This window comes from Pseudomonadota bacterium, from assembly GCA_016195085.1.
In the GTDB taxonomy this organism is placed as follows: Bacteria; Pseudomonadota; Alphaproteobacteria; order SHVZ01; family SHVZ01; genus JACQAG01.
Genome location: JACQAG010000026.1, coordinates 15,811 through 30,596, shown reverse-complemented (window position 1 = coordinate 30,596; position 14,786 = coordinate 15,811). Strand labels below are relative to the sequence as shown.

Genomic DNA, 14,786 nt, shown 5'->3' with positions numbered 1-14,786 from the left:
GATTCGGTCGGGGCGTCGATTCGACGTTGTCCAACGCATAAACCTAGCCGAAGACGACAACGCTGCACCCTGCCGCCGACGAGCCATACCGACGCTCCCGGCGTTTGACAGCCCCAGACTCCATCCGCAAGATCGCCGCGCAGTGAAGCGACAACACCGGATCATCCCCCTCTCGCTGGCGCTGGCGCCGGACCAGACGAGCGTCGTTGCTGAACAGCTGGTCAAGTTCCTGCGGATCCATGCCGGCCAGGGGATTGTCTGTCTCTTGGATCTCGCGGGCAGCGGTGCGGCGCTCCGGCAGGCGATCGAGGCCGCCCTCGGCGTCGAACGTTGCATCTACTACGACTGCAGCCCAAGCTATCTGCAGCAGCACTGCCGTTTGGAAATCATCGACCATGGTCGGCTTTCCGGCGCCATCCGCCTTGTGGTGGTAGTAGCGACGCCGGATTGCTATCTGGGAGCTCTGCGCACCGTGTATGAGCGGTTCCCCGGAAGGCCTCCCGTGGTTCTGCCTTACGCCGAGAGCGATCAGCCGCCCGGCGCGCCACCGCCAATGGGGACCGTGCCTCTCGGGGACGATTCTCCCATAGTCTTCAGCCTCCCTCCCAGTTGCGGCTCCAACCGGCTGCGCCCGGTGGTGCGGGCGCTATTGGGATGGCTGGAGAAGCCGTTCGTCCAGGCGGTAGCGCCAAATTCGCACCGGCGATTCCTAAGCTCGATCGAGGCACCCAGCTTGGGTTTTGGCGACTATCCAAAACTCAGAAGCGCGCTGGACGACGCCTATCGCCGCTCCTTCGATCTATTGGACTTCGATCGCTATTGCGACGTCCACGACCACGTCTCGACCGACATGCTGGCGCAGCTGACGCATTGCAAGGTCGTTGCGCTGTACCGAGATCCCAGGGACTACATCGTGTCGCTCTACCATTGGCTCTGCGATGGGATCCATGGCGATCGTTTCACCGCGCTCGCCACGCTCCCGAAGGAGGAGGGTCTGCTGACGCTGTTCGAGGGCCTGGCCAGTCGAACCGCTGCGGGCGACAGCGTCTATCAAGTGCCGCCGCTGGCGACCACGGCGCGCGACTTCGCCGGGCTGCGCAAGCACCCGCATATCCTCGGAGTCAGCTACGAGGAGGCTCGTCTCGATCCTCGCCCCCTCTATCGCCGCATGATCGCCTGGCTCGGACTCGACGACGTGGTGTTCAAGGGCATCTCCGATGAGGTGCTCGACCATTTAATTTCTTTCGGGGGATTTTCGGCGCAATCCGGCGGCACCTACCTTGAAGGTAAGGGCGACACCTACCATCGCTCCACAACCTTAGGCGTGACCGGGCTGCGCAAGGGCGTCGTCGGCGATTGGAAGAACCATTTTACCCCGAAGGTGAAGGACCGGGCCAAGGAGCTCGTCGGCGAGGCGCTGATCGAGCTCGGCTATGAAAAGGATCTGAGCTGGTAGCGGCTGGAGCGCGTCCGGTGCAGCTCGAAGCCCCCCCTCCCCTTCCCTCCCCCGTCAAGGGGGGAGGGAGAAGGAGAACGTGGGCGCGCTTCATAGTTCCCACCCCCTTGCGGGGGAGGGATAGGGTGGGGGTTGGTTCCATCTGAACGGAATACGCTCTAGGGCGACGCTTCCAGCAGATTGGCATGCCGCCTAAGGAAGTCTCGACCGATGCGGCTGTTGGTGCCCCAATTGCTTCGCGTCAGCGACAAATCGAGGTGCCGCGCCTGCAATGCCTCGTCTTCTTCCGAGGAGCGGGCGGTGCCGTCCAAGCGGTCGAGCATCTCCGCCGTCAGCTCCTCGATTTCCTCGGCCGTGTTGTCGATAAGGGTGAGGCCGTGGCGCAGCAGAACGCCCGCGTGCGAGGCATAGCCCACCGGCTCGTTCATGCACTCCGCGAAGCTCAGCAGACGCCCTTCGCGCTTGCCGCGGGCGAGCTTCGGCATGAACAGATCCTTCGTCGACAAGGGCCTGGTCGCGAGCGGCGCGACGTTCGTGATCGCCGCCGGGACGCCGAAGGTAATCGGCACGCACCAAAGACCCGAGGAGGTCCCGAGATAGAAATGGGCGCTGCCGAGCAGAAACACGTCCATCCAGGGGCTCTTCTCGGGGCTCAGCGCGTAGTCGATGACGTTGGTCATCGGCGGCAAGGGTGTCATGCTCGCGTCACCCAGACGAACGACCCATCCGCCGCGGCTGACGATGAGCCGGATCGCCGGCAGGAAGGCTTCGACGTGGACGTTGCGATGCTGCTGGTCGACGTAGATGCGCTCGACCGTAGGATCGATCGCCTGCCGATTCCGGTCAAAGCCAGGTTCGCGCATATGCACTGTGGCAAACCACGCCTCAGGCGGCATACCGAGCCGCGTCAGCGCTTCCCAGCCGCGCCGCCGATCTTCTTCGCGCACGCTTAAGAGCGGCGCGCGACCTTGCTCCTCCCAGGCGCGTTGGGCACGAGCCACCGCCTCGGTAAGCCCTTGGGTACGCCCTTCAGAGAAGATGCTGCCAAACCCGTACTCCGAGTGGTCTCTGAAGCGCTTGAGCCGTTTGATGTCGCCTGAATCCGTCACGACGACGACATGGTTGCGCCAGTAGTCGAGATAATGCTCGTTGGCGATCTTCGCAGCTGGAGCGAGGACGACGAGATCGTGGCGCTGACGAAAGCCGAGATGAATCATCTTCAGGTAGCCGTCGAGCCAGACCATATGCCCAATGGCGCGCACGACCTCCTCGGGAACCACTTGGAAGCCGCATGCTTCAACAACGTCTCGCGAGGGCCGTCGCCGCTGATGCCACAGATCGTAGTGTCTGTGGCTGCGCCGTCGATTCCCGTACTCGATGTGGAACCCTGCGACCTCGCACAGGTTGATCGAGTCCGGCCTGATGGCGAAGGCCCGATCATAGCAAACAAGACCGTGAGCGAGCGCAACGGCGTTCCACTCTGAATCGTCACCCATCCGACTCAGTCGCTCATGGTTCCTGGCCAGCGTGACAAATGCCTCCGCAGCTGCCGGATTGAGAGTGAGGCAGCGGTGGAGACTGGCGACCATCGTCTCGCGGTCGCCGAGCGCCTCGGCGACGGCACTCATCGTCTTGTGCAGCTCCGCCATCAGCGGCTGCCGGGATATTGCCAATTCGACCAGCCTCTTTGCCTCCGTGGCGTTGTCGCCTTGCAAGCACAGAACACCGTAGAGATGTAGCGCGTCGACGCGATTTGGATCCGCCTCCAGGATCGCCCGATACTGCTCGGCGGCCTCCTGCAAGCGACCATCGCGATGCAGTGCGAACGCGGCGCCAAGACGATCTGGATCCGCAGCAGCGCTCACGCGGCCCTCCAGTCAGCAGCGCCTACGCGCCGACGATGTCGTCGCACACCGTGCTTAGGAAAATGCCGGGTTCTTCCAGCCCTGGATTCCATCGCAGAAATACATCTCGCCATAGATCGTTGCGTGCACTCTGTTGTAGGGCATGCACCATACGTTCTGCCAACCGCTCGCGGCAAAGGTCTGGGCGATCTCACGCTCGATGTCCTCGCCATGGGTGGCGATGTGCACGCGTTTTACCTTGCGGCTGAGCTCGGCCATGCCCGAGCGCACGATCGCAAGCTCTGCGCCCTGGACGTCCATATCGATGAGATCGACACGCGGACAAACGGCGATGAGCCTCGCCAGCGAGAAGCTGGGGACCTTTATGAAGAGCTGCCCCGGAGCGGCATTGCACACATAGTATTCAACGTCAGGATAGAGCTTGTTGAGGTCCGTCTTGAGATCGACGCGCTGAAAGCGCGACCCGTCCGATTTCTCGAAGGGGGCGCCATAGGTATGGCCTTGGTTTCCGATCCAATGCGCGTGATAGATCGGAAAGAAGCCCGGCTCCTCGTCGTCGGAGACGGCGCCCCAAACGAGCCTGTTGGTCGCGACGTCGATCTGGTTGTCCTTGAAGTTCTGGACGAGCCAGCGGAAGCGCAAGGGGCTCGCCTCGACGCCGATGAAGCGCGCCGGGATGTTCGGTCGAACCTTGTGACGCCGAACCGCAGCGGCGGCGTTGACCAGCCAGCGACCGTAGCCCGCACCGAGCTCCACCATGACGAACTGCCCCTTGGCCTGGTCGATGGCTTCGAGCATATCGATCCACTCGAAATAGTCCTCGCTCAGCCTTTCCGGCAAAGACGGATCTTCGTCGGTCGTAAGCGAGCGACCGCTGACGCTAAAAGGCATCTTCTGTCCGGCCGACGTCGGCGGCAGCTCGGCTTCGTATTCGTGACGCGTCTTGGCGCCGACGAAATTCTCGACGCAATCGGCGTGGGACTGTTGCGCCGTACGTGCGAATCGGTCAAAGATTTCGTGATGCCCTTGGGCCATCCGCACCACCCTCTGAATGCACGAATAGTCTTGCTCGCCTTGCCTCGCTCCAGTCGCCGGCTAGGGGATTGCGGTTAGCGATTGCGACCGCGCAATGCACGGTCATCGCAGCAAAACTTCTACAAATCTATTGTCATTCTATCAGGTTAGCATGGATATTGCAGCCTGAGTGTGGAGCTGCGGACCGAATGTCGCTGTTTCGGAGCTAGCCATCGGCAAACCGCCAACCACCCATGCGGGGGCACATGCTTGGCATCGGGATCATCGGCACGGGAATGGTGGGGCAGGTGGCGCATGTCGCTAATTTTCGGCAGTTTCAGAACTGCCGGATCGTAGCGCTCGCCGACCTTCGCCCGGAGCTGCGCCGCCTTGTCGGCGAGCGGTTCGGCATCTCGCGTCTCTATGCGACACATATCGAGCTCTTGTCCGATCCTGACGTGCAAGCGGTCGTCGTGGCAACCAACCGTCCGGCCACCGGACCCGTCGTCCTCGATGCGTTTGAGGCCGGCAAGCACGTGCTGTCGGAAAAACCCATGGCGCATACCGTCGACCAGGCAACGCGACTGGTCGAGGCGGCCGAGGCGCGCGGCCTGCGCTATGCCGTCGGCTTCATGAAGCGCCATGACGCCGGCTTGGTCTATGCGAAACAGCAGTTGGACACGCTCCTCGAGAATGGTGCGCTCGGCCGGCTCATGCTCGCGCGTTGCTACTGCTTTGCCGGCGATTTCTCCGGCAATTGCGATGGCTTCGTGATGACCAAGGAGCCGCGCCCCGACGGCATCAAGGTGTGGCCCGTCGCTCCGGCTTGGATGCCCGATGCCTTCACCAGCCCGTATGCGCAATTCGTGAACGTCTACGTCCATGACGTAAATATCTTTCGGCATGTCATGGGTCGCACGCCGCGTCTGCTCGACGTCCGCCTCCGTGGGCCGAATGGCCACCTGATCACGCTCGACTTCGGCATTTGCCTCGGCGTCATGGAGCTGGGCGAGACCAATTTCCCGGGCTGGCACGAGGGGCTCGAGTTCATTTTCGAGCGCGGCCGGCTCGTGGTCGAGCTCCCACCGCCGCTCCTGCGCAACGTGCCGGCACGGGTGAGGCTCGATCGTGCGGGCGGCCAGCACGAGATGGTGGAACCGCACATCGAATGGAGCTGGGCGTTCAAGCGACAAGCGGAGGCGTTTCTCGATGACGTTCGCGGCGAACGCCTGCCGCTGGGCAACGGGCGGGACGGCATCGAGGATTTGCGCTTGATCGAGGAGATCTGGCGTCGCCACCTGGCGACGCAGGCCACCTGACTACCTTGTCCGACGCTACTCCGGCCTCCAGGCACCGGTCGCGAGCAATCTCTCGTAGAGCTCGAGGTCCCCAACGCTGTCCACCTCGCCCCATCGGCTTGGTGTCGCAATGGCGCGGATGGTCACGCCCGCCTCGATGAGCGCTCGAAGCAGAGAGGTCATATCAAGGCGATTGACTGCCTCGGCCGATTGTCGTGCGAGATGCTCACGCACGGCGCGCCAACCCGCGGGCTCGAAGCGCAGCAGCCCCATATATTGGCCTTCGATCTCATCCAGCCGCTGAACCCGTCTGCCAATATCCGTCACCCAGCCTTCCGCTATGCGGAAGCTCTCAGCGTCGCTCAAGGGATCGGGGAAGCGCTGGCGCCACAGCCAGAGCCAATCCGGATCATAGCTGATGGCGATTGGCGCCGTGGACATGTCAGAGATCGCCCTCACCGTACTGGCGCCGTAAACGATGTCGGCATAGCTCACAATGCATGCGCTTTTCGACAGCCACGCCTCGGCAGCCGTCAGCGAGACGACCATGTTCGTCTCGGCCCAGCGTGGGTTGTCGAAATGATGCATGCCATAGGGCGCCAATCGCTCCCCCCGATAACCGCGCACGATCGCCACCTCGTCGACGCCCGCCTTCCTCAGCGCGTCCAGCTGCCACTCGATGAGTGGCCGCCCACCGAGCTCGACCAGGCATTTCGGCCGATCGGCGGTCAAGTTTCCCATTCGGCTGCCGCGCCCTGCGGCGAGGATGACCGCCCTCACGGCGCAATGCCAAAATGCCCGCGGATGCGCGCGAGATCTGCGGGATCGAACGGTGTCTCCCGTTCTGGGTGCCACATCTGAGCCAGAATCGGCTCGGCCCGGTGGCCGATCGCTTCGACCACCCCATCGGCGGCACGGGCCAAGATTCCGAGCTCCGCTGAGGTCTCGCTGGCTCCGTAGCCGTGGTAGCTGTTGACGACGCCACTGAGCCCAGCCCCGTCGACTGCATGCCGCGTCGCGACATGCCCAGAGACAGGTTTGAGCGTCACGCCGAAACAATCTTGGATCACCTGCATGCCGCGACAGACGCCCAGTATCGGCAGCGCTCGTTTGCGGGCAAGTCGGAGCAACAGCTGCTCGGTCCGGTCGCGCTCGGGGGCGTCGCCGCCATAGCGCACGAGATCATTGCCACCCGTCAGCACGAGCCCCGCCGCCTCCATGTCTTGGAACAGCTCTGCCGCCAGATCGGGCTCGTTGGGCATCGGCACGGCCAGCAAGCCGCAGGCCGCGAGCAGGCGGACCCACCGCTGATCCAACGCGTCGCGGCGCTCGCCTCGGCGCGGAACGATGTCGACCCGTTGGCTTATCGCGACCGGGCGCATAGGCCGCTCAGCCCAGCACCTCGACCCGCTGATTGGCGCAGTCGATCAGAAGCACCCGCGCCGCCGACCAGCGCTGGAACAAGGCCTCGCCGGCGCCGATGACCGCCGGCAAGCCCAGCTCGTTGGCGCGGATCGCCATGTGCGAGTTGACGCCGCCATAAGCGGTGACGAAACCGGCGATGCCTCGGGTGAAGATCCAGTCATAGCCTGGATCGGCACTCGGGATGGCGACGATGGCGCCGCGCATCGCCTCCGGGTCGCCACAACCCTTGACCGGTGCTTGCACCGTTTTCTGGCCGATGAAGTTCGGTTGCGTCGCCGGCAGATGGAAGGCATAGACGTCGTCGGGCCCGGCGATCAGCGGCGGCAGCCACAGGCTCCGTGTCATCGCATAGCGCTCACGCCCGCGCTCGATCGATGCGCCGAGCAGCTCGGCCGTGTCGGCGCTGGAGGCCATCAGCTCGTGCAGAACGCCGATGTTCGCATAGGACATCTCGTCGGCCGAATAGCCATGAGCCTCGCCAAGCCGGCGCATCAGGACGAGCGCGTCGCTGAGGCTGCGCGAAAAGACAAACTTGGCATATTCGCGCTCCTCGATCGCGGTCTCCAGGAAATCGAAGAGGCCGATGACGCTGGCATCGATGCCGAGCTCGGCGATGAAGCGCTCGATACCCCGCATCTGCTGCAAGGAAAGGGCAAAGCGTTCCCTGCCCTCAGGCGTGGCCGGACGCGGCGCAGACCAGTCGAAATAGATTTCGGGCGCTTCATCGTAGCGAGGCGAAAGGATGTCGTAGGTTCCCGGACGGAGATGGCCGTATTCAGCGAGAAAGACCGCCCGATCCAGGCGACGGAAATCCGCAGCCATGCGGCTGCCGACGGTCTTGAGGCCTAGCATGAAGCGGCCATGATCAGCCTGGCTCAGCTGGCCCACGGCAACCAGGGAATTCAGGAGCTGGACCGCGATGAAGCCCGCCCGCGCCAACCCGGCGAAGGGCAAGGTGCCGTAGCGCTTGCAGTCCTCGAGCAGCCAATAAATGCGCGAGACCGTGTCGAGATCGGCCTCCAGGATGCGCCGTCGGCGCTCCTCGAGCACGCGCACCTTACGGCTGTCCTGCACCCACAGCCCCTTGTCGCGATGGATGATCCGCTCGGTCAGACGCTTGAGGCTGTCGGCAATGGCCGTGCGGTCGTCGGCGGAAAAGCCATGGTCTCGAAGCTGCTCGAGACGGCTCGGAAGATCGAAGGTGTAGCAGGAGAAGACGATCTCGAACTCGACCTTGTCGTGCAGCGCCGGCGCGTTGGCAAGGCGGTCCAAATAGTAGTTCACCAGCCGGCCGGCGATCTCCTCGTCGAGATCCCGCGGCACGAAGGAGTTCATGCTGACACGGACATCGATGTAGGGAAGCCCCTCGAAATGCACCATCAAGGGGAAGCTGCGGAGGTTGCGATAGCCATAGTTGTCGCGCTGATAGGCCCAGATCGAGTCGGTCACCAGGTCGCGGTAGAGCGAGAGCGCCAGCGGCCGCGGCCGCAAGCCGATGATCTCCGCCGGATTCCAATCCGGCATCACGCCGTAAAGGCTGCGCTCGCCGGAGAGATAGGGGTGCGGGCGGATGCCCATCTCCACACGCTCGGCGATGGCGCGAACGGCGCGCTTCTGGGTCTCGAGCTTGATCGCCGGCCGTTGACCCGCCACCAGCGGACGCGCCTGCAGCAGCACGAGACCGGCTTCGTCGAAGGCGAACTCGACATCGAGGGAGTCCGAGCCGAGCAGACCTTCGAGCTCCCTCAGCAAGGCCACGATCGCGTCCAAGGCCGGCGGGCATCGACCCCCGCCATGCTTCCAGTAGACGAAGGTTTGCAGCCGGTCCGCCCGACCGCCGGTTACCGCCGTGGTGTCGCCGCGATCGTCATAATTGATGACGAAATATGGGCTGCCGGTGTTGGGATCGCGGCTGAAGGCGACGCCGCTCACGCCGACGCCGGCGAGCATGGGCTGCACCAGGACCTGGTCTTCCGGCTGCGCCTCGCCATAGGAGGCGATCACGCGTCGGATCGCATCGGCGAGCCCGGCCTCGTCGGCGACGTCGTCAACCGAAAGATAGCGACCGGCTTCCGAGGACAGGGTCGTGTCCTCCGCTCGGGCGCTGCTGCGCACGATGCGCCGCCCCTTGCCCCAGGGTTCGGAGGCGAGCGCCGCCAGCACGACGGCGGCATCCTCCTGCCATTCGGCGACGGTGAACCGGCGGAGCGGCAAGACTCGGGCGGAGCGGACCACCGGCGCAAGCCGCTCCAAGGTCTCAGCCTTGGTGCCGAGACGAACTTGCGGATTGTGCCTAGCGGCGACGCGGCGCAATCCGTCCTCGTGTGACAGTTGCCTGGCGCGCCAGAATTGCGTGGGATCGCCACGCCTCGATCCCGGAACGGCCAAGGAGCGTGTCGACCGCTCCCGGCGCATAGTCAGGCCGGCTGGCATAGTGCCGGGTGAGCTCCGTGTCGTCCCAGTCGGTCTTCATGCCGTCACCGGGATATCCGTCTGCTCCAAAATGCGGCGGGCGATCTCATCGGGCGCCAGCCCTTCGGATCGGTCGAACACGAAATCAGCGGCCCGAGGCTCTTCTGCCTCGATGTCGACGCCGACCACGTCGCGAAGCTCGCCGGCAAGCGCGCGTCGGTACAAACCCTTTTCATCCTGAGCCGCCAGCTCGGCCAGGCTCGCGCGCAGGTAGATTTCCGTATAGCGGGGAATATTCGTGCGGTTCCATGCGCGCACGGCCTCGAACATGGAGATCGTGGCGCAGACCACCGTGGCGCCTTGGCGCGCCAGCTCCCGGCAGAGGCGTCCATAGCAGAAGGCGAGTCGACGGCGCTCTTCGGCGCCGTGACCGATGCCGCCGCCGAAGATCTCCCGCAGCACGTCGCCATCGAGCAGCAATGGCTTTACCCCCATGGGCGTCAACCGAGCGACGAGGCGTGCCGCCACGGTGGTCTTGCCGACGCCGGAAAGGCCGGTAATCCAGAAGACCATCCCAGCCGCATTGCGACTCTCTTCCATGACGCAATTCACATCGGGGTCGTTCGATCAACGCGTTGCTCAGGTGTAACACCATTTCGGTTCGACGGCGACGCGAAGCCCGCGCTCGATGCGAATCACCGGAGAAGGAACCACTTCATCATCTTGATGGCGACGCCGCGGGGATGGTGTCACAAGTCAGGAGCTGGGCGCCGCCATGGATCTGCCAAATCCCCGGTCGCAGCGGCGGTGCGCGCCGGCGCGACAACCGGCTTGCGACGGATCTCTTCGGTTGAGATGTGACAGGAGCGACGATCGTCGGTCCATGACCGGAAATGCTCTACGCCTATAACATCCAAGGCGATCTCCATTTAGAAATTGCAACAAGCACCGGGCCTGCGATGCAATCCTTGCAACGCCTGATTCAGGACTATTCTCGTTATCGACTCTAATTACTTCAATATAATGGTCACGAATTCAAAACGTTTCTACTGAATTATTATGCTATCAGTGGAAATTTCCTGGTTATGACATTTCAGAACTCCCCCATGCCCGCAAGCCGGCAGACGCGGCGACGAAGCCGTGCATCGAGCTATTGTCGGGATTCCAGCAGCGCGGCATGAAACCGCAGAAAATCCCGGCCGATCCGGCTGTTGGTGCCCCAGGCGCTAAAGGGGGCGGTTTCCGCGCGGAACCGCGCCTGCAGCATTTCATCCTCTGCACTGTAGCCGGCGCTCCCGTCCAAGCGATCCAGCATCTCGGCAACCAAACCCTCGATTTCTTCCGGCGTGTTCTCCACGAGCTCCACCCCGCGCGTTTCGAACAATCCGGCATGAGCCGCATGCCCGAGCGGCGGCGCCGTGCTCTCCACGAAGCCGAGATAGCGACCTTCGAGCTTTGACCAATACAGTTTTGGAATGAAAATGTCGGCCGCGAAAACGGGTCTCGAGCCCATGGGAGCCGCATTGGCGATGGCGCATGGCACGCCGAAGGTGGCCGGGACCATGTGCATGCCAGAGGCACTCCCAAGGAAGAAGCGGCCGCGGGCGCATAGGAACACATCCATCCATTCGCTCTTGCGGGGACCGACCGCGTAGTCGATCACTCGCTCGTGCGATCCGAGCGGCGTCATGCTGGGATCGCCCATCCGGATCACCCAGCCGCCGCGCTTTGCGATCGCCTCGATGGCGGGGCCGAACCGATCGATGGAAGCATTGCGATACACCATCGGGCTATTGCGCCCGATATCGCGATGAAAGCCCGATTCGCGCACATGCAGGCCGACAAACCAGTCGTTCGCGCCAAGACCCATCTCCCGCAGCACCGCCTCGCCACGAACCGCGTCCTCCTCATCGAGATCGAGCAGCGGCGGACGCCGCTCCGCCTCCCATTGGACCTGCGCCGCTGCCGCAGCCTCGGGAAACAGCCGCGTCCTCCCCTGCACGACCAAACCGCCTATGCCACAATCGCCACGGCGATAATGCGGCTCGACTTCGGCGATTTCCTTGGGGTCGTCGATCACGATCAGGTAGCGTCGCCAGCAACGAAGGTAATGCATGTTGGCGACCTTCCCCGGCGGTGCGATCGCCTTTACGGTGTGCGGCGGCCGCCAGCCGAGCAGAAGCATCTTGATGTAGAAATCGATGAGTGCGAGGTTGCCGATGGCGCGGGTTACTTCCCGGGGGATGATGCGAAAACCACCGGGCACCACGGTTTCGGTGAGGAGACCGGTCCGCCGAAAGTGCTCATCATAGAGCGTCCGTGTGGTCTCGGGATTCCCTGCCGCCGCGTGCAACGCGGCCATATAGGAATAGCCGAGACAATCCGGGTCGAGCCGAAGCGCGCGGTCCAAGGCGGCCAAGCCCTTCTCGTGCAAAGCAAAGACGCCCGGCAGGTCGGGGTTGGTCTCGTAGAGCGCGATCAGCGCCTTTCCCAGGTTGATATGGCCAGCGGCGAAATTTGAATCGATCGCTACCGCGCGCCAAGCCGCCTGCGCAACGGCACGCGGGTCAATCATCGCCACCCCGAGCGTCGAAAGCAGATGCCAGGCACCTGGCATGTCGGGCGCCGAGGCCAAGGCCGCGCGGGTAAACCTGTAGGATTGCCGATGATTTCCGGAGAGGCTGAGGATCAGCGCCGTTCCCAGCAGCGCCTGGGGATGGTCCGGATGCACCGCCAGAACGTCACGGTAGGCGAGGAACGCCTTTTGTCGCTCTCCCCGGCGCAACAGATCGTCGGCAACGGCCGTGGACCGGTCGGCCGAACTCGATGCGACGGCATTGTCCGATATCGAGATCAATGGCGCGTGCTTTTCATCGCGATAAAAAGCTCCGATCGGCGCCCTAGGTGGCTTTGCCTATGAACTCCCCGAGGCTCGCCTGCAGCGCATCGACATCGAGGTGCAGCTGCCCGCCGACGTCTTTCGCGTAGCCGAGAGTACGCAAGGTCCTGCCGAGTGCGGCTATCCGCCGTTCGCGGACTAGCCGCGCGAGCGGCGCCATTTCATGGTCCAGAAGCAGCTGCTCGAAGCTCGTATGGACGGCGCCGGAAAGGGCCTGCACCGCCGCAAGGAAGCCTGCTCTGTCGGTGTAGCTGAAATACCGCTCCCGCACCGCATGAACGGAATGCGGCGGCAATGGCGCGGTGACATCAGGGGCGTTGAAGGCCTTCGCATCGGCGACCGAGTAGCAATCGACATAGCGAGGCGGGTAGAGCGCCGGCATCGACCGGTGGGTTTCGGCCGCACGGTCGAGAAACGTTCTGTAGACCAGATCGGAAGGGACGGTCGCTTCGCCCGGAAGACCCGCGAGCGCTTTCAGGCTTTCCATCGCATATTCCACTTGCCCGAAGCAGAAGGCGACGAAGGCGAGCTTCCTCAGCTGGCGTCCGGGCTCCGGACGGCCGAGGACGTCATCGATCTCCTTGAGAAAGAGCGCGTCGCCGAAGATGTTCGAACCCTGGCCCCGCGCGCCGATCGGGCCGCGATAGTAGAAAAGATCACCGTGGTTGTCGTAACGGACCAGCCGATAGCCGATCGAGTCGGCAAAATCGATGATGTGCCCGAAATGCCGCGATGGCTTGCGGTACTCGATGAGCTGTGCCTCGCAGTAGAAGCCGATGCTGTGCTCCTTCAGCGTCTCGCGCGCTCCCTGAAGCAGATCGAAATCGGCGCCTTCGGCGTCGGTCGAGAGAAAGTCTACGAGAAAGCCGCGGCGACGGCGGAGATCATCGATGCTGACGGCATCGATTTCGATCTCCTCCACCGTTCGTCCGGAGTCCCAGCAGGTAAAGTCGCCATAGGCGTTGGCAAGGGAATATAAGGTGCGATAGCGCGGATTCAGCGGTATCAAGGAGCTGCCGTAGCGATCGTGGCAAAGGTGAAACTTCGTTCGGCCGCTGGCGGCGGCAACCGCGCCGTTGATGACTTCGAGCTTTACCGGCAGATGTTGATTGACGTTGTAGATCTGCTCGATGCAATTGGCATCGGCCTCGTAAAGATAGACGTCGACGTCGGGCAAGAACGGCTTGGCGAGGGGCAAGGGAAAGCCTTGGCCGTCGATGTTGGACAGCCGCCCTCCGACGTGGTGGACGTAGAGGCGCTCAGGGTCAAGGTGCTGGGTCAAGGCGCCCTCCGTGCAGCGGCGATCCGTCGCGGGGTCATCTGAGATCGATCTGCTTCATCATCTTGATGTTGACGTAGCGCGGATCGGTATCCCATCCGGGAATCTTGCCGTCGCGGAATGCCCGAGCCAGACCCTCCGCCGCGTGGCCGATGGAATGCTTGGGCACGAAGCCCAGCTCGCGGCGGATCTTCTCCGAGGAGATATGATAGGAGCGGTGGTCGTCGGACGGCGTCACCCGCACCTCGACGTCGGGGCCGACCACCCGGCGCACCATGTCGGCGATTTCGATTACCTTGTGATTTTCAAAGCCGACATTGAACACGTTGCGATCGATCTTCTCGGCGGGCTGGCGTAGCGACTCGAGATAAAGCTCGGCCATGTCCTCGATGTGGAGGTTGGGGCGTTTCTGCTCGCCACCGAATACGGTGATCAGGTGCTTGTTGTAGGCGTGGCTGGTCAAAATGTTGACGGTGAGATCGAGCCGAAGGCGCGGAGCGTAGCCGCACACGGTCGCGGGCCTGACGGTCAGGGCGGTGAAGCCCGGTGCGTATTCTTCCTTGAGGACGTCCTCGCACATGGCCTTGTATTTGGCATAGTCGGTGATCGGCACCAGAGGCTCATCCTCGGTCACGTTCGGCACATCCTTGACGCCATAGACGCTGGACGAGGACGCATAGACGAAGCGCTCCACGCCCGCCCGTTTCGCCGCCTGCACCAGCGGACGGAAGCAATCGTAGTTGATCGACTTGCCGAGCTCGGGATCGAGATCGAATGACGGATCGTTCGAGATACAGGCGAGGTGGATGACCGCATCGCAGCCGTGCAGCGCATCCTCGACCGCCTTAGCGTCGCGAAGATCGCCTCGCACCTCCCGAAACCCGGGATTGCGCCGTAGATCGGCGAAGATATCGCGGCCGTAGATGTAGAGGTCCAGCACGGTGACGCCGTGCCCCTCTGCCAGGAGCTTCGGCACGAGCACGCTGCCGACATAGCCGGCACCGCCGGTCACCATCACGTTCCAACGACGCATTGCCATGCCGCCCCACTCGGATTTGTCCCGCCTCAATGCAACCGCCGCGAATGGACGCCGATCCGAAGCCGCCACCGCCAACGGATGATTCGGATCGACTGCTGA

General features: G+C 63.3%; 11 protein-coding genes. 2 read left to right on the top strand and 9 right to left on the bottom strand.

Annotated features, from left to right (window positions below):
- Positions 1–142: 142 nt before the first annotated feature.
- Positions 143–1,456, top strand: coding sequence for a sulfotransferase domain-containing protein (locus tag HY058_07800; protein MBI3497192.1), 1,314 nt, complete (start codon positions 143–145; stop codon positions 1,454–1,456).
- Between the two features lie 158 nt (positions 1,457–1,614).
- Here HY058_07800 and HY058_07795 read toward each other — a convergent pair whose 3' ends face one another.
- On the bottom strand, positions 1,615–3,321 hold the full coding sequence (locus HY058_07795) for a TIGR04372 family glycosyltransferase (protein ID MBI3497191.1): 1,707 nt from the start codon (positions 3,319–3,321) through the stop codon (positions 1,615–1,617).
- 54 nt (positions 3,322–3,375) lie between these two features.
- Positions 3,376–4,356: a hypothetical protein gene (locus HY058_07790; GenBank protein ID MBI3497190.1), complete on the bottom strand. Its 981-nt coding sequence runs from the start codon at positions 4,354–4,356 to the stop codon at positions 3,376–3,378.
- 245 nt (positions 4,357–4,601) lie between these two features.
- On the opposite strand from HY058_07790, the gene HY058_07785 reads away from it, so the two are divergent.
- A complete protein-coding gene (locus HY058_07785; GenBank protein MBI3497189.1) occupies positions 4,602–5,654 on the top strand; it encodes a Gfo/Idh/MocA family oxidoreductase in 1,053 nt (350 codons plus the stop codon).
- A 15-nt stretch (positions 5,655–5,669) separates the two neighbouring features.
- Here HY058_07785 and HY058_07780 read toward each other — a convergent pair whose 3' ends face one another.
- The 7 genes from HY058_07780 to HY058_07750 all read right to left on the bottom strand — a co-directional run bounded on the left by HY058_07780 (position 5,670) and on the right by HY058_07750 (position 14,687).
- A complete protein-coding gene (locus HY058_07780) occupies positions 5,670–6,413 on the bottom strand; it encodes a phosphocholine cytidylyltransferase family protein (protein MBI3497188.1) in 744 nt (247 codons plus the stop codon).
- Positions 6,410–7,015 carry a gamma-glutamyl-gamma-aminobutyrate hydrolase family protein gene (locus tag HY058_07775; GenBank protein MBI3497187.1) on the bottom strand — a complete coding sequence of 202 codons (606 nt, stop codon included), beginning with the start codon at positions 7,013–7,015 and terminating at the stop codon, positions 6,410–6,412. Before HY058_07775 ends, HY058_07780 begins: the two co-directional genes overlap by 4 nt.
- A 7-nt stretch (positions 7,016–7,022) precedes the next feature.
- Positions 7,023–9,473, bottom strand: coding sequence for a phosphoenolpyruvate synthase (locus HY058_07770; protein ID MBI3497186.1), 2,451 nt, complete (start codon positions 9,471–9,473; stop codon positions 7,023–7,025).
- 54 nt (positions 9,474–9,527) lie between these two features.
- The gene (locus HY058_07765; protein ID MBI3497185.1) at positions 9,528–10,070 is read right to left on the bottom strand and encodes an adenylyl-sulfate kinase; all 543 of its coding nucleotides are present in this window, start codon (positions 10,068–10,070) and stop codon (positions 9,528–9,530) included.
- Between the two features lie 550 nt (positions 10,071–10,620).
- Positions 10,621–12,105 carry a TIGR04372 family glycosyltransferase gene (locus HY058_07760; protein MBI3497184.1) on the bottom strand — a complete coding sequence of 495 codons (1,485 nt, stop codon included), beginning with the start codon at positions 12,103–12,105 and terminating at the stop codon, positions 10,621–10,623.
- 265 nt (positions 12,106–12,370) lie between these two features.
- A complete protein-coding gene (locus HY058_07755) occupies positions 12,371–13,651 on the bottom strand; it encodes an FkbM family methyltransferase (GenBank protein ID MBI3497183.1) in 1,281 nt (426 codons plus the stop codon).
- A 34-nt stretch (positions 13,652–13,685) separates the two neighbouring features.
- Positions 13,686–14,687: an SDR family oxidoreductase gene (locus HY058_07750; GenBank protein MBI3497182.1), complete on the bottom strand. Its 1,002-nt coding sequence runs from the start codon at positions 14,685–14,687 to the stop codon at positions 13,686–13,688.
- Between the last annotated feature and the right edge of the window lie 99 nt (positions 14,688–14,786).